At 64.0% G+C, this 18,634-nt stretch carries 19 protein-coding genes; 10 read left to right on the top strand and 9 right to left on the bottom strand.

The features are described from left to right. Nucleotides 1–5: 5 nt before the first annotated feature. Nucleotides 6–2,531, top strand: coding sequence for an ATP-binding protein (locus tag ABDW57_RS25255; protein WP_343732900.1), 2,526 nt, complete (start codon nt 6–8; stop codon nt 2,529–2,531). On the opposite strand, the gene ABDW57_RS25260 is transcribed toward ABDW57_RS25255, so the two are convergent. The 4 genes from ABDW57_RS25260 to ABDW57_RS25275 are packed head-to-tail and all read right to left on the bottom strand — an operon-like array spanning nt 2,526 to nt 6,270. Beyond that, nucleotides 2,526–3,251: a FadR/GntR family transcriptional regulator gene (locus tag ABDW57_RS25260; RefSeq protein ID WP_343732901.1), complete on the bottom strand. Its 726-nt coding sequence runs from the start codon at nt 3,249–3,251 to the stop codon at nt 2,526–2,528. The two genes, ABDW57_RS25255 and ABDW57_RS25260, sit on opposite strands and share 6 nt — an antisense overlap. Further along, on the bottom strand, nt 3,248–4,108 hold the full coding sequence (locus ABDW57_RS25265) for an amidohydrolase family protein (protein WP_343732902.1): 861 nt from the start codon (nt 4,106–4,108) through the stop codon (nt 3,248–3,250). Before ABDW57_RS25265 ends, ABDW57_RS25260 begins: the two co-directional genes overlap by 4 nt. Beyond that, nucleotides 4,105–5,247 carry a mannitol dehydrogenase family protein gene (locus ABDW57_RS25270; protein ID WP_343732917.1) on the bottom strand — a complete coding sequence of 381 codons (1,143 nt, stop codon included), beginning with the start codon at nt 5,245–5,247 and terminating at the stop codon, nt 4,105–4,107. Before ABDW57_RS25270 ends, ABDW57_RS25265 begins: the two co-directional genes overlap by 4 nt. Before the next feature lie 12 nt (nt 5,248–5,259). Then, a complete protein-coding gene (locus ABDW57_RS25275) occupies nt 5,260–6,270 on the bottom strand; it encodes a zinc-binding alcohol dehydrogenase family protein (protein ID WP_343732918.1) in 1,011 nt (336 codons plus the stop codon). Between the two features lie 183 nt (nt 6,271–6,453). On the opposite strand from ABDW57_RS25275, the gene ABDW57_RS25280 reads away from it, so the two are divergent. Genes ABDW57_RS25280 through ABDW57_RS25305 form a run of 6 tightly spaced genes read left to right on the top strand, consistent with a single transcriptional unit; the run spans nt 6,454 to nt 12,013 of the window. Continuing rightward, the gene (locus tag ABDW57_RS25280; protein ID WP_343732903.1) at nt 6,454–6,792 is read left to right on the top strand and encodes a UxaA family hydrolase; all 339 of its coding nucleotides are present in this window, start codon (nt 6,454–6,456) and stop codon (nt 6,790–6,792) included. Next, complete coding sequence (locus ABDW57_RS25285; RefSeq protein ID WP_343732904.1) at nt 6,789–8,009, top strand: UxaA family hydrolase; 1,221 nt, start codon at nt 6,789–6,791, stop codon at nt 8,007–8,009. The genes ABDW57_RS25280 and ABDW57_RS25285 overlap by 4 nt, the downstream gene beginning before the upstream one ends. Before the next feature lies 1 nt (nt 8,010). Beyond that, a complete protein-coding gene (locus tag ABDW57_RS25290) occupies nt 8,011–9,015 on the top strand; it encodes an aldo/keto reductase (protein WP_343732905.1) in 1,005 nt (334 codons plus the stop codon). A gap of 20 nt (nt 9,016–9,035) precedes the next feature. Further along, a complete protein-coding gene (locus ABDW57_RS25295) occupies nt 9,036–9,902 on the top strand; it encodes a fumarylacetoacetate hydrolase family protein (protein WP_343732906.1) in 867 nt (288 codons plus the stop codon). Between the two features lie 52 nt (nt 9,903–9,954). Beyond that, nucleotides 9,955–11,256: an L-fucose:H+ symporter permease gene (gene fucP / locus ABDW57_RS25300; protein ID WP_343732907.1), complete on the top strand. Its 1,302-nt coding sequence runs from the start codon at nt 9,955–9,957 to the stop codon at nt 11,254–11,256. Next, the gene (locus ABDW57_RS25305; RefSeq protein WP_343732908.1) at nt 11,249–12,013 is read left to right on the top strand and encodes an SDR family oxidoreductase; all 765 of its coding nucleotides are present in this window, start codon (nt 11,249–11,251) and stop codon (nt 12,011–12,013) included. The genes fucP and ABDW57_RS25305 overlap by 8 nt, the downstream gene beginning before the upstream one ends. On the opposite strand, the gene ABDW57_RS25310 is transcribed toward ABDW57_RS25305, so the two are convergent. Continuing rightward, nucleotides 11,997–12,914, bottom strand: coding sequence for a GntR family transcriptional regulator (locus ABDW57_RS25310; RefSeq protein WP_343732909.1), 918 nt, complete (start codon nt 12,912–12,914; stop codon nt 11,997–11,999). The two genes, ABDW57_RS25305 and ABDW57_RS25310, sit on opposite strands and share 17 nt — an antisense overlap. A gap of 103 nt (nt 12,915–13,017) precedes the next feature. On the opposite strand from ABDW57_RS25310, the gene ABDW57_RS25315 reads away from it, so the two are divergent. After that, on the top strand, nt 13,018–13,347 hold the full coding sequence (locus ABDW57_RS25315; RefSeq protein WP_343732910.1) for an L-rhamnose mutarotase: 330 nt from the start codon (nt 13,018–13,020) through the stop codon (nt 13,345–13,347). Nucleotides 13,348–13,353: 6 nt separating this feature from the next. On the opposite strand, the gene ABDW57_RS25320 is transcribed toward ABDW57_RS25315, so the two are convergent. Further along, nucleotides 13,354–13,614, bottom strand: a complete 261-nt coding sequence (locus tag ABDW57_RS25320; protein WP_343732911.1) for a hypothetical protein — start codon at nt 13,612–13,614, stop codon at nt 13,354–13,356. 198 nt (nt 13,615–13,812) lie between these two features. On the opposite strand from ABDW57_RS25320, the gene ABDW57_RS25325 reads away from it, so the two are divergent. Next, nucleotides 13,813–14,427 carry a hypothetical protein gene (locus tag ABDW57_RS25325; protein WP_343732912.1) on the top strand — a complete coding sequence of 205 codons (615 nt, stop codon included), beginning with the start codon at nt 13,813–13,815 and terminating at the stop codon, nt 14,425–14,427. Nucleotides 14,428–14,460: 33 nt separating this feature from the next. Next, a complete protein-coding gene (locus ABDW57_RS25330) occupies nt 14,461–14,943 on the top strand; it encodes a hypothetical protein (protein ID WP_343732913.1) in 483 nt (160 codons plus the stop codon). 376 nt (nt 14,944–15,319) lie between these two features. On the opposite strand, the gene ABDW57_RS25335 is transcribed toward ABDW57_RS25330, so the two are convergent. From ABDW57_RS25335 to ABDW57_RS25345, 3 genes are all read right to left on the bottom strand, one after another. Continuing rightward, entirely contained in the window at nt 15,320–17,338 is a 2,019-nt protein-coding gene (locus ABDW57_RS25335) for a M13 family metallopeptidase (RefSeq protein ID WP_343732914.1), read from the bottom strand. Next, nucleotides 17,335–17,862, bottom strand: coding sequence for a MarR family transcriptional regulator (locus tag ABDW57_RS25340; RefSeq protein ID WP_343732915.1), 528 nt, complete (start codon nt 17,860–17,862; stop codon nt 17,335–17,337). Before ABDW57_RS25340 ends, ABDW57_RS25335 begins: the two co-directional genes overlap by 4 nt. A gap of 149 nt (nt 17,863–18,011) precedes the next feature. Next, nucleotides 18,012–18,251, bottom strand: coding sequence for a hypothetical protein (locus ABDW57_RS25345; protein WP_343732916.1), 240 nt, complete (start codon nt 18,249–18,251; stop codon nt 18,012–18,014). Between the last annotated feature and the right edge of the window lie 383 nt (nt 18,252–18,634).

Below are 18,634 nucleotides of genomic sequence, written 5' to 3' on the forward strand. Positions count from 1 at the left end.
CGCGCGTGAACATCGCTACCCGTCTCAGGCTTGCGCAACTGATCTGCATCGTGCTGCTGGCGGTGATGGCTGCCATTTTCGCGCGCACCACCTTGCAGATGCGCGCCGAGGTGGCCAAGGCCGAGGTCACCGGCGAAGTGCTGCGCGCCGCCTCCGGGCTGCGCTACCTGTCGCTGGAGTACGTCCAGCACCACGGCGAACGCAGCCGCCAGCAATGGTTGATGCGGCACGCCTCGCTGCAGAAACTGATCGCCGCCGACGGCAGCTTTGACGACGCGGCGGAACTGGAACTGCTGGCCGACCTGCGCCAGCGCCTGCAATCGGTCGGCAGCCTGTTCGACGAGCTGCAGGGCTTGCAGGCCGACAGCGAGCGCGAGCCGGGCCGCGAAGCCATCCTGCAGGAACTGGAGGCGCGGCTCACCGGGCTGATCATGAATCGCGCGCAAAACATGATGTCGGACGCGGAGGCGTTGTCGCGCCTGAACCGCGAGCGCATCCTGGCCGCACAGGGCAACGCCATGGCCGCCAGCGCCGCGCTTGGGGGGCTGATACTGATCGTGGTGCTGGGCGCGATGGGCCTGACCATCCGCAGCGTAACGGTGCCGCTGTCGCGCCTGCGGCGCGCCACCGAAGTGGTGGGCGGCGGCAGCCTCGACTTCGCGCTTGAGCTGCGTTCGGACGATGAAATCGGCAGCCTGGCGCGCTCCTTCGACCACATGGTGCAGCGCCTGCGCCAGACCACCGTCTCGCGCAACGAACTGCTGCAGGCGAACCAGGCGCTGCAGGCTGAAGTGGCTGAACGGCAGGCCGCCGAGGCCAGGGTGCTGGCGCAGCTGACGCGCCTGCGCCTGCTGCACCAGATCACCCGTTCCATCGGAGAGCGGCAGGATCTGCGCAGCATTTTCCAGGTCGTCATCCGCAGCCTGGAAGACCAGCTGCCGGTCGATTTCGCCGCCATCTGCGTGTACCAGGAGGGCGAACTGGTGGTCAGCGGCGTCGGCGTGCGCAGCTATGAACTGTCGATGGCGCTGGCCATGGGCGAGGCGGCGCACATTGCCATCGACCAGAACGGGCTGTCGCGCTGCATCGCCGGTGAACTGGTGTACGAGCCGGACATCGGTGCGGTGGACTACCCGTTTCCGCAGCGGCTGGCCCGGGGCGGGCTGGCGTCGATGGTGCTGGCGCCGCTGCTGGCTGAAAATACCGTGTTTGGGGTGCTGGTGGTGGCGCGCCGCCAGCCGCAGGGCTTTTCCAGCAGCGACTGCGAATTCCTGCGCCAGCTGAGCGAACACGTGGCGCTGGCGGCCAACCAGGCGCGTCTGTACGCGACACTGCAGCAGGCCTACGACGACCTGCATCAAAGCCAGGCCCAGGTGACCCGGCAGGAACGCTTGCGCGCGCTCGGGCAGATGGCCAGCGGCATTGCCCATGACATCAACAACGCCATCGCGCCGATCGGCCTGTACGCGGAATCGCTGCTGGAGACCGAGCACGGCCTGAGCGAGCGCGGCCGCGCCAGCCTGCGCGTGATGGAACGCGCCATTGACGACGTGGCGGCCACTGTGGCGCGGATGCGCGAGTTCTACCGCCAGCGTTCGCCGCAGCTGACGCTGAGCACGGTCAACGTCAACCAGATCATGCAGCACGTGGTTGACCTGACGCGTGCGCGCTGGTCGGACATGCCGCAGCAGCGCGGCATCGTGATCGAGATGCGGCAGGACCTGGGCCAGGATTTGCCATTGATACTGGGCGTGGAAGGGGAAATCCGCGAGGCCCTGACCAACCTGGTGTTCAATGCCGTCGATGCGATGCCGGACGGCGGCGTGGTGACGCTGCGCACCCGCCATGTCGAGCGGCTGGACGGCGCCGAGGGGGCGCATGTGTTGATCGAAGTGCGCGACAACGGCGCCGGCATGGACGAGGCCACGCAGCGGCGCTGCCTGGAGCCGTTCTTCACCACCAAGGGCGAGCGCGGTACCGGGCTGGGCCTGGCCACCGTGTATGGCATGACCGAGCGCCACGGCGCGCGGCTGGTGATTGAATCGGCGTTGCAGCAGGGGACAGCCATCAAGCTGTATTTTCCGGTCGCGCCGCAGGCGGCCGGGCTGGACGACAGCCCACCCGCGCTGCGGCCGGCGGAAAATCTGCACATCCTGGTGGTGGACGACGATCCGACCTTGCTGGCGTCGCTGGGCAACATCCTTGGCGCCGATGGCCACCGGGTGACCCAGGCTGACGGCGGCCAGGCCGGCATCGACCGTTTCCGCGCGGCCGCAGCGGCCGGGGATGGCTATGAGGTGGTCATCACTGACCTCGGCATGCCGTATGTGGATGGCCGCAAGGTGGCGGAGACGGTCAAGCAGCTCGCGCCGGCCACCCCGGTCATCCTGCTGACGGGCTGGGGCCAGCGTCTGATTCCTGACAGCGAAGATGGACCGGTGCAGGTCGACATGGTACTGAGCAAGCCGCCCAAGATCCGCGAGCTGCGGGCGGCGCTGGCCAAATGCACGCTGGCGGCGGACAAGCTATAGCAGCCCGGCTTGCGCCTGCGGCGCGGGCGGCGCGGTTCGGGCGGCGCCAAAAGTACGGGTGACGCGCTGCAGGTGGGCGCGCATGGCCTTGCGGGCGCCGGACTCGTCGCGGGCGGCGATGGCGTCGAAAATCGCGCGGTGGTCCAGCAGCGTGGCCAGACGCAGTTCCTCGGTGCGGTAATGCTGTTTCAGCCGGTGCCAGATGCTGCCGCGCTGGCGCCACAACTGGTCGATCACGCCCACCAGCGCGGCGTTGCCGGTGGCGTGCGCAATTGCCAGATGAAAAGCGCGGTCCGCGGCTTCGTTGGTGGAGCGGTCCTCGTGGCTGTGCTCCATGGCCAGCAGCGCTTCCAGGATGGCGTCCAGCGCGGCTGGCGAGGCGTTGCGCGCCGCCAGCGCGGCCACTTCAGTTTCGATCACGCTGCGCGCCGACAGGACTTCGAACGGTCCCGGTCCGGCTTCCGGCACCTCGGCCGAAGTTGACGGCTGAGCGCCGACGTACACGCCGGAGCCGCCGCGGATCTCGATCACCGCGCCCAGTTCCAGCGCGATCAGCGCTTCACGCAGAGTAGCGCGGCTCACTTGCAGCGTCGCCGCCAGTTCGCGCTCAGGCGGCAGGCGCGCGCCTGGCGGGATCTGCTGGTCCTGGATCAATTCGCGGATGCGTTCGGCCACCACGCGATACATGCGCGGCTCGGCCGACCGTGGCGCCGGCTTCATTGGTCCTCCGCCGGCGCGATGCGGTAGAAGCGCCGCGCGTTGTGGCCGAATACGGCCGCGCGCTGTGCCGGCTCCAGGTGTGCCAGCAGCGCTTCGCTGGCGTCCACCCAGGCGCCGTAGTCGGCTGCCAGCTGGAGCACCGGCCAGTCGCTGCCCCACATGACGCGCTGCGGACCGAACACCTGCAGCACGTGACGCGCATACGGCGCCAGTTGGTCCACTGTCCAGTGCACTCCCACCTCGGTGACCATGCCGGACAGCTTGCAGGCCACTTGCGGCAGGGCCGCCAGTTGCGCCATGTTGTCCAGCCATTGCGGGTCCGGCACGGGGACCATGGCCGGCTTGCCCAGATGGTCGATCACAATCGGCAGCGTGGGGTGGCGGCCGGCGAAGGCCAGCAGTGCCGGCAGGTGGCGCGGCAGCACCAGCGCGTCCAGACTCAGCTTGTGGCGCAGCATGGCGTTCACCGCTGGCGTCAGCGCCGGATCGTCGATCCAGTTGTCGTCGTCCAGGTCTTGCAGCATAGGCCTCAGGCCGCGCAGCTTGGAATGGGTTGCCAGTGCCGTGATGCGGGCCGGGGCGTCCGGCGCTTTCAGGTCGACCCAGCCGACCACGGCGGCGATGAAGTCATGCCGGTTCGCCAGGCCCAGCATGTAACGGGTGTCGATCTCGCTCGGCAGGGACTGCACCAGCACTGTCGCGCCGACGCCATTCTGGCGCAGCAGGCCGGCCAGGTCGTGCGGAGCGAAATCGCGATAGATCGGCGCCAGTTCCGGCGGCGGCCAGGCGCCCGCGCGCGCCGCCAGTTGCCAGAAATGCTGGTGGGCGTCGACGCGAGCGGCGGACTGGCTGCTCATGCCGCGTGCGCGGCGCGCGCCGCCGCCAGGCCCAGGGCCGCGCGCAGCCGGGGCTGTGCCAGCGGCAACTGCAGCGAGTTCGCGAGCGCCACCACAGGCCGCAGGCGGCGCTGTTTCTTTTCCTCGTGATTCTGGGCGATGTCGGCCAGGCGGTGCGCGAGGAAGGGATTGCTGAAGCGGTCGCGCACTTGGGCCAGGTAGTCCCTGGCGATGCCGGCCTCGCCCAGTGCGTCGAACACCGGCAGCACTTCCTCCTCCCATGCCGCCTCCAGCCCGGCGCGCATCCTGGCGTCGGACATGGCTTGCAGCACCGTCATGTCCTTCGGCAGCTGATGCAGTTGCCAGTGCTCCGCCAGCACGGTATGGCCGAGGTTGAGCAGGAACAGCTTGCGCCGCTCGAACGGCTCCAGCTCGCTGGTCACCACGATCTGCGGATGGGTGCACGGCAGCACCATGTTCTTTTGCGCCTCGATCACCCAGATGGCGTAGGGCTCGGCCACCGCCCCGGCCGGCGCGATCGCTTCCGAAACGATGCGGTCCACCAGCGAGTTGACCCAGAGGCAGCTGCGGCTCAGATATTGTTTAAAGCCGTCGTCCAGCCCCCAGGCGCGCGCCAGCTGGAGCACTACCTCGCGCAGCACGGTGCCGTTGTTGGCCACCAGTTCGCATGGATACAGCGTGATCGGCGCCGCACCGCGCCGGTAGCGGTGGAACAGCAGGACCAGCAGCTTGGCCGGGAAGCTGCGCGGCGCCGCCGTCGCATGCAGCAATGCCGGCCCGTCGCGGTCCGATAGTTCATAGCCCCGGTCGCCGGTGTTGGAGACGATCACCTGTGCCGAGGTGGCGCCCAGTTCGCACACTGCCGTCCAGTTCCGGTCCGCGTGCAACCCGGCGTCGATGGCGGTAACGCGGTGCTCCTGGTCCACCACCGCACCATTGGCAAGGCCGCGGATGCGCACCGGGTAGCCGCCCGGCAGGTTGAACGCCTCCAGCCGCCGCGCGCTGGCGGCGCTGCCAGTCGTCTGCACCACGGTGACGCGCCCCAGCGCCTGGTCCCGCGCCAGCGCCTCGTGGATGAACAGATCCACGTGCGCTTGCAGGAAGCGGCTGGTGCCGAATTGCAGTATCGGGGTAGCCAGCGGCAGCGCCATTCAGACCTCCACGATGGCTTTGATGACGCCGGCGGCCGGATCCATCCAGCGCGGCAGCACGTCCACAAAACCGGACAGGGTGGTGCGGTGCGTGTTCATCAGGCCGGTCGGCACCAGGCCCGCCTTCATGGCGGTCAGCACCTCGGCGAAGTCGGCGGCGGTGGCGTTGCGGCTGCCCAGCAGATTGGTTTCGCGCTTGTGGAATTCCGGATCGGCAAAGGAAATGCGGTCCAGCACAATCGACACCAGCACGTAGGTGCCGCCGTGCGCCACGAATTCCAGCCCGCGCTCCATCGCCTTGACGTTGCCGGTGGCATCGAACACCACGTCAAAGAACTCGCCATTGGTCAGCTCGGCCAGGCGGGACTTGTCCTGCGCATCCACCATCACGGTTTGCTTGATGCCCAGCGCGCGGCGGCAGAACGCCAGCCGGTCTTCACGCGCGTCCAGCATGGTCACGTTGCCGCCCTTTATTTTGGCGAACAGGGCGGCGGCGATGCCGATCGGGCCGGCCCCCACCACCAGCACGTTCTGGCCTGCGCGTACGCTGCCGCGCCGCACCGCGTGGGCGCCGATGGCGAGGAATTCCAGCATGGCGGCTTCATCCAGCGAAATGCCGTTGGTCTTGAACACGAACTGCTCGGGCAGCGCCAGATACTCGGCCATGCCGCCGTCACGGTGTACGCCCAGCACCTGGATGTTGGTGCAGCAGTTGGTCTTGCCCTGGCGGCAGGCGATGCAGGTGCCGCACGACAGATAAGGCATGACGTACACCTGATCGCCGGGCACCAGCTCGCTGCCGGCCGGCGCGCTGACCACTTCGCCCGACAGCTCATGTCCCATCACACGGGGATACTGCAGGAAGGGCTGGGTGCCGCGGAAGATGTGCATGTCGGTGCCGCACAACCCGATGCGGCGCACGCGCAGCAGGACCTCGCCGGCAGCCGCTTCGGGCAGCGGACGTTCCGTCAGTTGCAACTCGCCCGGCGACAGGCAGACAACGGTTTTCATCATGGGATTTTCCGATAAAAGGGCAGGGACGGTTTGGAGTGTATAGCATATATTAAAAACAAACGAGCATGAAATTTGCCATGTCGATTTATGTTTTTGACTGATTTGCATTTTTATCGCCACCACGCTTTGGGTTTGGTATATATTAAAAACAGAACTTATCCCGCAACGGAAGGAAGACCTATGTCCCACGCCCCGGCGCCCACGGCGCCCCGCCTGCTGCTGATGTCGCCCGAAGATAATTGCCTGATTGCCCGCACCGCGCTGCAGGCCGGTGAGATGCTGGAAATTGACGGCACGGCCGTCACGCTGCCGGAAGACATTCCACTGGGCTACAAGGTGGCGCGCGGCGCGCTCAAGGCTGGCGACAAGGTGCTGCGCTACGGCGCCATTATTGGCACCGCCACTGCTGACGTGGCGTCAGGCGCCATGCTGCACACGCACAACCTGGCCAGCGATTACATCCCCACTTATACCCTGGCGTCCGACGCCCATTCCTTTATCGGGAGCATCCATTCATGAGCACCGCCTCCATGCCGTCCTTGTCCGGCTACCTGCGCGCCGACGGCCGTAAAGGCATCCGCAACGTGGTCGCTGTTGCCTACACCGTTGAATGCGCGCACCACGTGGCGCGCCTGATCGTCAACGCCTTTCCCGGACAGGAAGTGCACCTGATCGGCTTCCCCGGCTGCTATCCGAACGACTACGCCGACCGCATGATGAAGCGGCTGGTCACCCATCCCAACGTCGGCGCCGCGCTGATCGTGTCGCTGGGCTGCGAGAGCTTCAACCGGCGCGGGCTGGAGGAAGAGGCGGCGGCGGCCGGCCGCCCGGTGCACACCATCACCATCCAGCAGAACAGCGGCACCCGCACCAGCGTGGCCGATGGCGTCGAGTGGGTGCGCTGGGCACGCGAAGCGCTGGACGCGCAGCAACGGGTGCCGATGCGTATCGATGAACTGGTGGTGGCCACCATCTGCGGCGGTTCGGACAGCACCAGCGGCATCACCGCCAACCCGGCCGTCGGCGTGGCATTCGACCGTCTGGTGGCGGCGGGCGCCGCCTGCATTTTCGAGGAAACCGGCGAGCTGGTGGGCTGCGAATTCCACATGAAGCGGCGCGCCGCCACGCCCGAGCTGGGCGACGCCATCGTCGCCTGCGTGAACAAGGCGGCGCGCTACTACACGGTACTGGGGCACGGCAGCTTTGCCCCCGGCAACGCGGACGGCGGCCTCACCACGCAGGAAGAAAAGTCGCTGGGCGCCTATGCCAAGAGCGGCGCCTCGCCGATCAGCGGCATCCTCAAGCCGGGCGACCAGCCGCCGGGCGGCGGCCTGTACCTGCTGGACGTGGTGCCGGACGGCGAAGTGCGCTTCGGCTTCCCCAACATTTCGGACAACGCCGAGATCGTGGAACTGATCGCCTGCGGCGCCCACCTGACGCTGTTCACCACCGGCCGCGGCTCGGTGGTCGGCTCGGCGATCGCGCCGGTGATCAAGGTATGCGCCAATCCGGCCACCTACCAGCGCCTGGCGGAGGACATGGACGTCAACGCCGGCCGCATCCTGTCCGGCGAAGCGAGCCTGGAGCAAGTCGGCGCCGAGATCGTCGACCTGGTGGCACGGGTGGCCAACGGTCAGCAAAGCTGCTCGGAAGCGCTGGGGCACCAGGAATTCATCCTGACCTACAAACAATTTGAAGCGTCCGGCCCTGGCTGCTTCCCCTTGAAAGCAGCCTAGCATGCAAGCAAGCGATCTGCGCAAGCTGCCGCGCCGCGACATCCGGCTAAGCAGCATGGGGCTGGGCTGTGCCCAGCTGGGCGGCCTGTACCAGTCCATCAGCGACGCCGAGGCGGCCGCCATTGTGGATGCGGCCTGGGACCTGGGCATCCGCTATTTCGACACCGCGCCATATTATGGCTACACGCTGTCCGAACGGCGGCTGGGCGCCGCCTTGCGGACCCGGCCGCGCGACAGCTATGTGCTCAGCACCAAGGTAGGGCGGTTGATGCGGCCGGATGCGGGCGTGCAGCCGGGCGAGTCCGGCTGGGCCGCACCGCTGCCGTTCCGGCCGCATTACGACTACAGCTATGACGGCGTCATGCGCTCGCACGAGGACAGCCTGCAGCGCCTGGGCACCGACCGCGTCGACATCCTGTATGTGCACGATATCGGCCGCGCCACCCACGGCGAGCTGCACGCCCACTATTGGGAACAACTGACGCACGGCGGCGGCCTGCGCGCGCTGGAGCAGTTGCGCGCGGACGGCAGTGTCGGCGCCATCGGCCTTGGCGTCAACGAATGGCAGGCGGTGGCCGCCGCGATGGACGTGTGCGACCTCGATTGCGCGCTGCTGGCAGGGCGCTACACCTTGCTGGAGCAGGAGGCGCTGGAACCGCTGCTGGCGCGCTGCGTGCAGCGCGGCGTCGGTATCGTGATCGGCGGGCCATTCAATTCCGGCATCCTGGCCGGCACCCGCAAGTTCAATTACGAGGATGCGCCGGCGCAGATTGTCGCGCGGGTTGAAGCCCTGACGGCGGCATGCGCGCAGACCGGCGCGCCGCTGCCGGCGGCGGCGCTGCAATTTCCCATGGCCCATCCGGCGGTAGTGTCCTGCATTCCCGGCGCGCACAGCGTGGCGCAACTGCGCCAGAACGCGGCATGGTTCGCGCAGCCGCTGCCTGATGCGCTGTGGCAGACGCTGGCGCAGCGCGGCCTGATCGCGCCCGGCGTGCCGACGCCCTGATTTTTTTAACAAGGAAAGCAATGAAATTATTACGCTTTGGCCCCAAGGGCAATGAGAAACCTGGACTGTGCGACGCCCAGGGCAATGTGCGCGACCTGTCCGGCGTGCTGCCGGACCTGACCTCCGCCAGTCTGGGCAAGGATAGCCTGGCGCGCCTGGCCGCGCTCGACCCCAAGCAACTGCCGCTGGTGGCCGAACCGGTCCGTTACGCCCCCATCGTGGCCGATATCGGCAAGCTGATCTGCGTGGGCCTGAATTACTCGGACCACGCGGCCGAGTCCGGCATGGACGTGCCGTCCGAGCCGGTGCTGTTTGCCAAAGCCACCAGCGCCATCATCGGTTGCAACGATCCGGTGGTGCTGCCGCGCGACTCCGTCAAAAGCGACTGGGAAGTGGAACTGGGTGTGGTGATCGGCACCCGTGCGCGTTATGTGGAAACCGACCGCGCGCTGGACTATGTGGCCGGCTATTGCGTGGTCAACGACCTGTCCGAGCGCGAGTACCAGCTCGAACGCGGCGGCCAGTGGGACAAGGGCAAGGGCTGCGACACCTTCGGTCCGGTCGGCCCGTGGCTGGTCACCACCGACGAGGTGGCGGACCCGCAAAATCTGGCCATGTGGCTGGAGGTGAACGGCAAGCGCTACCAGACCGGCAACACGCGCACCATGGTGTTCACGGTAGCGCAACTGGTCAGCTACATCAGCCGCTTCATGACACTCAACCCGGGCGACGTGATCAGCACCGGCACGCCGCCAGGTGTCGGCCTGGGGCAGAAGCCGGAGCCAGTCTATCTGCGGCCGGGAGACCAGATGGCGCTGGGCATCGAAGGTCTGGGCCAGCAAAACCAGCGCGTGTATGCCTGGAACCCCGAATTGATCGACGGCTGACATACCAGGGCGCATCAATAAAAAACCAGCGCCACATAGGAGACAAACAAGCATGAATGAATCAAGCCAGCGCCAGACCTACCGGTTTGCCTTTGTGATGATCACCTCGCTGTTTTTCATGTGGGGCTTCGTCCATAATCTCGATCCGATACTGATCCCGCATCTGCGCAGATCGTTCAGCCTGACCGTGCTGCAATCGGCGCTGGTCGATTCGGCGGTGTTCATCGCCTACTTCCTGATGGCGCTGCCGGCCGGCCTGCTGATCCGCAAGGCCGGCTACAAGGCCGCCATGCTGTCCGGCCTGGCGCTGTTTGCCGCCGGCGCGCTGCTGTTCATTCCAGCGGCCGACACCCAGCGCTACGTGTACTTCCTGGGCGCGCTGTTCATCATCGCCTGCGGCCTGACCGTGCTGGAAACCGCGGCCAATCCCTACATCACGCTGCTGGGCCGCCCGGAACAGGCCACCCAGCGCCTGAACCTGGCACAGTCATTCAACGGCCTGGCCGCCACGCTGGCGCCGATCGCCGGCGCGCGCCTGATCCTGGTCGATGGCGCCAGCGATGCGCAATTGCAGGCCATGTCCGACAGCGCGCGTCAGGCCGTGCTGGCGGCGGAGGCGGCCAGCGTCAAAGGACCTTACCTGGCGATCGCGCTGGTGATCGTGGCGATTGCGACGGTATTCTTCTTCCTCAAGCTGCCCGCCATCGGCGCTGGCCAGACCGGCCGTGCCGCGCCGGCGCGGGGCGCGATTGCGCGCGCGCTGGCGCGGGCCTCGATCCGGCGTGCCGTTGTTGCCCAGTTCTTCTACGTGGGGGCGCAGGTGTGCGTGTTCAGCTTCTTTATTCTGTACGCCACCAAGGCGGCCGGCGTGTCGCAGATCGTCGCGGCCGACTACCTGGGCTGGGGCTGCGGTTGCGCGTTCGTGGTCGGCCGCTTCGCCGGCACCTGGCTGATGAAATACATCGTGCCGGCGCGCCTGCTGCTGGCCTATGCATTGGCCAGCGTGGCGCTGTGTGCCGTGGCCATGTTCAGCAGCGGTTTGACCAGCCTGGCGGCGGTGATCGGCATCGCGTTTTTCATGTCCATCATGTTCCCCACCATTTTCTCGCTCGGTATCGACAACGCGGGACCCGACACCGAAATGGGCAGCAGCCTGATCATCATGTCCATCGTTGGCGGGGCGGTGCTGCCGCTGGTGTTCGGCTACATCAGCGACGCCACCCACAATCTTCAATACGGCTACGCCGCGCCCTTGCTGTGCTTCGTGGTGATCGCCTGGTTCGCGCGGGCGGTGCTGCGGGAAGCGCAACCGGCGGCGGCCGCCACCTCCACAGGGAGCATTGCCCATGTTTGAACTGACAGGAAAAAAAGCGGTCATCACCGGCGGCGGCAGCGGCATCGGCAAGGCCACCGCCATGCTGCTGGCGCAACGCGGTGCGGTCGTGCACATCCTGGACGTCAGCGCGGAGGCGGGCAGGCAGGTCGCGCACGCCATCCGCGAGGAGGGCGGTCAAGCCCATTCGCACGCTTGCGACGTCACGCGCCAGGCCGAGGTGCACGCCTGCTTCGAGGCCATCGGCCCGCTGGGCATCCTGATCAACAACGCCGGCGTCGCGCACGTCGGCACGGCCGGCAACACCAGCGAGGAAGACTTCGATCGCGTCATCGGCGTCAACGTCAAGGGCGCTTACAACTGCCTGCACGCCGCCATCCCGCGCCTGCAGCAAAACGGCGGCGGCGTGATCCTCAACATGGCGTCGGTGGCGGCGTGGGTGGCGGTGCCGGAGCGCTTCGCCTATTCCGCCGCCAAGGGCGCGCTGATGGCCATGACGCTGTCGGTGGCCAAGGACTATCTTGCGGACGGCATCCGTTGCAATTCGATTTCGCCGGGGCGCGTGCATACGCCGTTTGTCGATGGCTTCCTGGCGCGCAATTATCCGGGCCAGGAGGCGGAGATGTTCGAGCGGCTGTCAAAAACGCAGCCGATCGGCCGCATGGCGCGTCCGGACGAGGTGGCGGCGCTGGTGCTCTATTTGTGCAGCGACGAAGCCGCCTTCATCACCGGCAGCGACTATCCGATCGACGGTGGTTTCATCACGCTGAACGCTTGAGCATGGATTCGCGCCGGCGCAGGGCGTTGAGCATGGTGGACCGGGACGAGCCCAGGTGGGTGCGCATGGCGGCCATGGCGGCGGTGGCGTCGCCCTTCACCAGCGGGCGCAAAATCGCCAGATGCTCCTGCACCGCATACTGGTTGCGTGGAATCTCGTCGCGCTTGTCCCACTGGTAATGATAGTGGTAGACCATCGACACCACGTCGTTCAGGCTGTTGGCGAAGCGGTTTTCCAGCAGCCCGATCAGGAAGGTATGGAACTCCCGGTCCAGCGCGGGGAATTCGGCGTGGCGTTCCGCCGGCTCCTTGCCCAGCGCCTCATGGCGTGCCAGCAGATCACGCAGGCGTTCGAAGGCCGGCGCATCCGGCGGCAACGTGGCGATGCGTTCGATGGCCTTGAGTTCGAACATCTCGCGCACTTCGCCAAGTTCTTCGGCGTATTGGGTATCAAACGCGCACAGGCGCCAGCTGCCGCGCGGGTTCTTTTCGATCAGGCCGTTGCGCGCGAAACCGATCAGGAATTCGCGCACGGCGATGGTGCTGACGCCGGCTGCGCGCGACAGTTCAACCTCGGTAAACTCCGCGCCTGGCGGCAGGTCGCGCTGGTAGATGCGCTCCATCAGCACCTGCTGCAACTGCTCGGTGGCGCTGTGCAGTTCGGCCACGTCGAAGTAATCGTCGGGCCTGGGCTTGCGCAGCAGGAAGCGCTGCTGCATGCCGGCGATCAGGCCGTGCTCGGCCAGGTGGGCCAGCGCGCTGCGCACGGCGGTACGGCTGCTCTCGACGATCTCGGTCATCCGCATCTCGGTGGGCAGCGGATCGCCCACGTTGAGGTGTTGGGCGGCGTGGTCCAGCAAAAGATTGATGCTGCGCCGGGTGGTGATCGGAAGCTTGGCCATATGGGTAGGAAACGGTGGATGCTTGTACTGGATAGATAGCATACACCACGACGTGCCGGCGTGTCAGGCGGCGGCACTTTTTTGATCTCGACAAGGAGCAGGTATGGAACGGATGGGCATGGTGATCGGCATCGAACCCGGCAAGATCGACGAATACAAGACATTGCACGCCGCCGTGTGGCCGCAGGTACTGGCCACGCTGGCCGCGGCCAACGTGCGCAACTACACGATTTTCCTGCGCGAGCCGGAAAATCTGCTGTTCGGCTACTGGGAATATCACGGCACTGATTTCGATGCCGACATGCGCGCAGTGGCAGCCGATCCCGAGACCCGGCGCTGGTGGACCTTCTGCTCGCCGTGCCAGGTGCCGCTGGCCAGCCGCGCCGAAGGCGAGCACTGGGCCATGATGCGTCAGGTGTTCCACATGGATTGAGCTGAACTAGCGCCGCAAGGCCTGAAGCTCCTCGCGGAGCAGGGCGTTTTCGCGGCGCAGTTCCTCGATCGTTCTGTGCGCCTTGTCCAGTTCGGCAATCAGGCGGCGGGGCGATCCATCATCCGGTAATTCTTGTAACGCGTTACGGGAATTGATGATCGCTATCTTTTCAGCCCGCTTGCGGTCGCGGTAGGCTTTCTGACGTTCGGCACTGGACATGGCGGTGCCGGAGGCAGGGCGGCCGCGGCCGCGCTTTGCTTGGGACATGACGCTCCGTGAATTCATTGTTCCATATTTATAGTAACGCGTTACGATAATTTCCGCCATCCCTGCGTTGCAGGTGCCGTCGGTATTCTGGTGACGATTGGATATATTTCCTACCGAAAAGTTCGGTAGTATGGCTACCCAATTGAATTATGCTCCTGACGTGCTGGAGCTATTGAGGAGCGAGTGAGGCTGCATTAAATGACGTTTTTAGTCCCGAAGAAGATCCAGGAGAAATGGGGCGCCGCCGCCGAGGAAGGATTTGCGTTTGTTAGCGAGGCGCTGCAAAGCCGCGGATTTAAGGGGCCATTGACTTGGTCGCATGTTTCGTTGGTTCCTTATTCAATCCAGGTTTGCGATACCATTGCCGTCGATCTCAGCATCAGCAGTGCCAGTGGACACCATGGTGTGCGTTTCTTTGATTGTTCTGCCGTAGTCTTATCGAAGACGCTCAATGAAAAAACCTTGGCTTCCGATCCGTGGCCGCGTTGGTCGCTAAAAGATGGAAAAGAGCACGAGGGTTACATTCCCTGTATGGCGATTAGTTTGGCGCATCTGAAATGGGCCTCCGCACCATCAGACAGCAATCCCTGCTGGTCTTTCACACTGGCCGATACAGAGCCGCCTGGACTGAAGAGCTGGCTGGCAGATTTTGATACGTTGATGCTGCCGATGATTCAACGGCTTCGCTCTGATGAAGCACTGATCAGGTTAATGTGGGAAGTGATTCAATATGAGAAACCAAAATGGGTAATGTCTTCAAAACCATCCTTTGCTTTCTTTAACTCGCTTTTCATGGCTTTGCAGCGCAAGTAGGAGTTGGTCACTTTCGCTAGGCGCCGTAAAAACATGAATGTAGGTTTTCATTTGACGAAAAATATACTTATTGCAGCGTTTTTGATATTGCAAATGCCAAACAAAAGTGCATTTGCAGATGCCGCAGTTGAACCTTTGCTGAACTGTAGGCTACTGGCGCCGCCTGCTGCGTCCGGTGAAGCCAAAGTTCATGGGAATTTAATCAAGGTATTCCCGCGCAAGGCTGAAATGGGAGATGCATATTCAGGCTGCCAGACGGTTTGGGGCGAGGATAATGGTCAGTGGTTTCAGATCATGGTTGGCATTTTCGAACAAGGCAAACTCACCCGGATGAGAGTTCCCAGCCGCCCGGGTGACCCGATCGAACTGTGTTTACAAAAAAACGGTGAGCTCGTAGCAGGGGACGCGGACGTCTGCAGTGACATGGAGGTATTTCCCTATAGTTCTGCTCCGCCAGGTTGTTCGACCAAACAGAGTGGGAATAAAAAAGAGCTTCCGGAATGTCACTTCGATTAGCTGTACTGGCTCAGACTTGATCTGACACGAACTGTCAGATGAGTTAGAGTTTTGTATCAGAAAATGCCGGCGGTGGATTGAGCCGCGTAGCCCCCAAAAAAGGTCGGGGTCGGACCCGTACGGGTCCGACCTCTGTTGGCCGCAGTGCGGGTTTTGCGATTCCCGCATACGTTAACAGTAGTTCCGTCATTGCTCGTACCAGTCGCAATGGCTTCCCGCGAAAGCGGGAAGCCGTACTTCGCCGGCACACTTCTGACCTATGGATTCCGGCCTACGCCGGAATGACGGCAACGGGGAGGAATCTGCGTCGTACCTGACACGCGATGTCAGATCAAATCCCACTCAGTACAGATTAGCGCCTTAATGTGAATGGAATTTACCAGATCCGTACACGATCGGTTGGCGCCAGATAAAGCTTCTGCTCCGGAAGTATGCCGAAAGCCTCGTACCAGGCATCGAGATTGCGGACCACGCCGTTGACCCGGTACTGCGCGGGGCTGTGCGGATCGTTGCGCAGGTCGATCCGCAATTGCGCTTCCCGGATATTTTCGCGGTAGGTCTGTGCCCAAGACAAAAAGAAGCGCTGCGGCCCGCTGAAGCCGTCCAGCACGGGCGCCGGGCCTCCATGTAGTGCGCGCTGATAGGCGTCGAAGGCGATCGCCAGCCCGCCGTTGTCGCCAATGTTTTCGCCCAAGGTGAGCTGGCCGTTCACGCGCAAGCCTGGCAGCGCTTCATACTGGTCGAATTGCCGCACGAGACGTGCAGTGCGGGCGCGGAAATTGGCCAGATCAGCCTCTTGCCACCATGGCCGCAGCGCGCCATTGGCATCCGACTTTGCGCCCTGATCGTCAAAGACATGACTCATCTCGTGCCCGATCACGCCACCTACGCCGCCATAGTTGACGGCCAGATCAGCCTTTGGATCGAAATAGGGCGGTTGAAGAATCGCGGCCGGGAATACGATCTCATTGAAGAAGGCGTTGTAATAGGCGTTCACCGTTTGCGGCGTCATACCCCATTCGTCGCGATCGGCGCGCTGATTCAGGCGTGTGGTGAGACGACGCCATTCCCACAGGCGGGCGCGTTTGCGATTGCCCACCGGGTCGTCCGCGCGCACGACCAGACTGCTGTAGTCGCGCCACTGCTCTGGATAGCCGATCTTGACGCGCAGTTTATCCAGCTTGTCGAGCGCGGCCAGTTTGGTGGATGGCTTCATCCAATCCAGCTGCTTGATGCGTTCGCGATAAGCCGCGCGCAGATTTTCAACCAGCTCGGCCACCTGTGACCTGGCTTGCGGCGTGAAATGGCGGGCCACGTAGAATTCGCCGATGGCTTCGCCCAGCGCAGTATTCAGCGCGGCCGTCGCACGGCTCCAGCGGGCTCTTTGCTGCTGTTGGCCTGACAAGGTGCGGCCGTTGAAATCGAAATGCAGCTCGTCGATGGCGCGCGGCAGCAGGTCGGCCATGCCTTGCAGGTAGTGGAAGGCGAGATAGGCGCGCCAGTCCGCCACGGGCGTCGCGCGGAACAGTTCGGCCAGAGCGGCGATCGCCGTGTCTTCCTTGACCACAAAAAAATTCTGCTGCGGGATGCCTTGCGCGTCCAGCATGTCGGCCCAGGGGAAAGAGGGCGCGAAGGCGATCAGCGCGGCCCGCGATTGCGGGTGATAAGTCTGGTCACGATCAGCGCGTTTTTCCGCCGTCCAGTGGCAGGTGGCGATGGCGGTTTCCAGGGCCAGCACCGCGTCGGCGGCGCGGTCGGCGTCGGGCCAATTCACCTGCTTCAGCATCTGCGCGATGTATAGACGGTAGGCCGCGCGTGTGGCAGTCGCCCTTGCATCGCTTTGCAGATAGACGTCGCGGCCCGGCAAACTCAAGCCGGATTGGACGATATTGATGCCGTAGCGATCCGGATTCTTCGCGTCCGGCCACACCGTGAGCGACATCGGGCCGTCCGCATGCAGCTCCGGACGTCCCATCAGGCGTGCGATCTCCTCATGGCTGCGCGCCGCCGCGATGGCAGCCAGATCGTCGCGCACCGGCGCCAGGCCGGCTCGCTCGATGGCGTCCGTGTCGAGAAATGCGGTGTAAAAATCAACGATTTTCTGGCCGTTTGATCCTGGCGCCTGGGGCTGGGCCAGCAGCGCCTCGACAATCGACTGCACCTCGGCCTCCGCCTGAGCGCGCAATATGTAGAACGTACTCCATTTGGTGCGATCCGGCGGGATCGGCGTGGTATGCATCCAGTTGCCGCCGCTGTAGCGGAAAAAATCGTCGCCAGGCTTGATCGACCGATCCATGCCGGCCAGATCCACGCCCCATGGCGTGATCGCTTGGCCATGCGCTATGCTGGCAGACGCGCACAGAACGAGCGCAAACGTGCGTAGAGTGGGCTTCATGACCGGCCTTGGCGTGCTGGAGTGGCAGCCAGCTGGGCGCTGACGCGTTCAAACAAGGATTGCTGGTTCAGCGCCCGATCCAGCTCGGTCAGGCCCGACACCAGATCGCCAGCCTCCGCATTGAGCGCGAGCGCAGCGACATCCAGCGCTGCCCAAACTGGCAATAAGCGCATAACCAGGGATTTCCCAGCCGCCGTCAGCGCCAGCGTGCGCCGACGCCCGTCATTGGGATCCGGATGCTCAGCGATCAGTCCGGTGTCAAGGAGAGAGCGACGCGTCTGGCTCACAGAAGGATGACTGATGCCAAGCGCCGCCGCGATTTCATTGACCGACATGTTGCCGTTCAAATGCAGTTGATTCAGCGTTCCCATCCAGCGTTGCTCAAACTCCAGTCCCAGACTGGCGTACACGCGGTTGGCATCGCGATCGATGCGTTCCGACAGACGACGCAAGCGCGCACCAATGCTGGCGCCACCTTGTTGCTGGTTGTAGTCCGTAATGAAGGGATTGACAATTTCGTTCATATGATTAGTAGGTGCCTACGTAGTTTTTACATTGTAATGAGTAGCGCAAAATAAGCAAAGCTGGCTTACACGGCTTTCGCTGCAATTTCGCATAATCTATATTATGTAAAATAAGAACTGCGGTGATTCTCTCCAAAATACACATGCCTTCAATTGATTTCCTCGTGCACGCCAAAGATGATCCATTTGCCGGTCAGCGCCTGCTGTTGCTGCAGCCGTTGCCAGGTGCCGCGTACCGCGTCGTCTGCAATGGCCGCCACGTGAGCGGCCTCAAAATGGCGCACTTCACCGCTGGCGTCCGCATCCACCATCTCTTTTAGGATCGGAATGCCATGCTGCCGGATCCCGCGCCGCACGTTGAGCGCCACGGAGGCGAGGCAGGTCTGCAAACAGGGTTTGTGCCATAGGCCCCGCAAGGCGGGACTAGGTTCGAATCGGGTGGGCGGCTTGAAGTGATTTCCTGCGCCCCACCCCACCGCCCGCCGCCGCGTTATCCCAACGCGCAGACAGAAATCACTAGAGATGGATTCAGGCCAGCACACCCGTCACTGTGCTCGGCCGAAGGGAGGTTGGCTAGATGATTATCAGATTCCGTTGCCAATTGGTGGGAATGGGACAGATTTGGGTGCTTTTACATTCGATATCGATTGTGTCCCCAGGTGTGGTGTATGAGATGTGATTCTCAAGGGGCTGGGTCCCCGATCAGTTAATCACGGCGGAGAGCCGTGCGGTCTGATTGTCGCTCAAGCTCTGCAATCCTTCAAGCTGCATG

Origin of the sequence: Duganella sp., assembly GCF_039595735.1 — a bacterium.
Classification (GTDB): Bacteria; Pseudomonadota; Gammaproteobacteria; order Burkholderiales; family Burkholderiaceae_D; genus Rugamonas.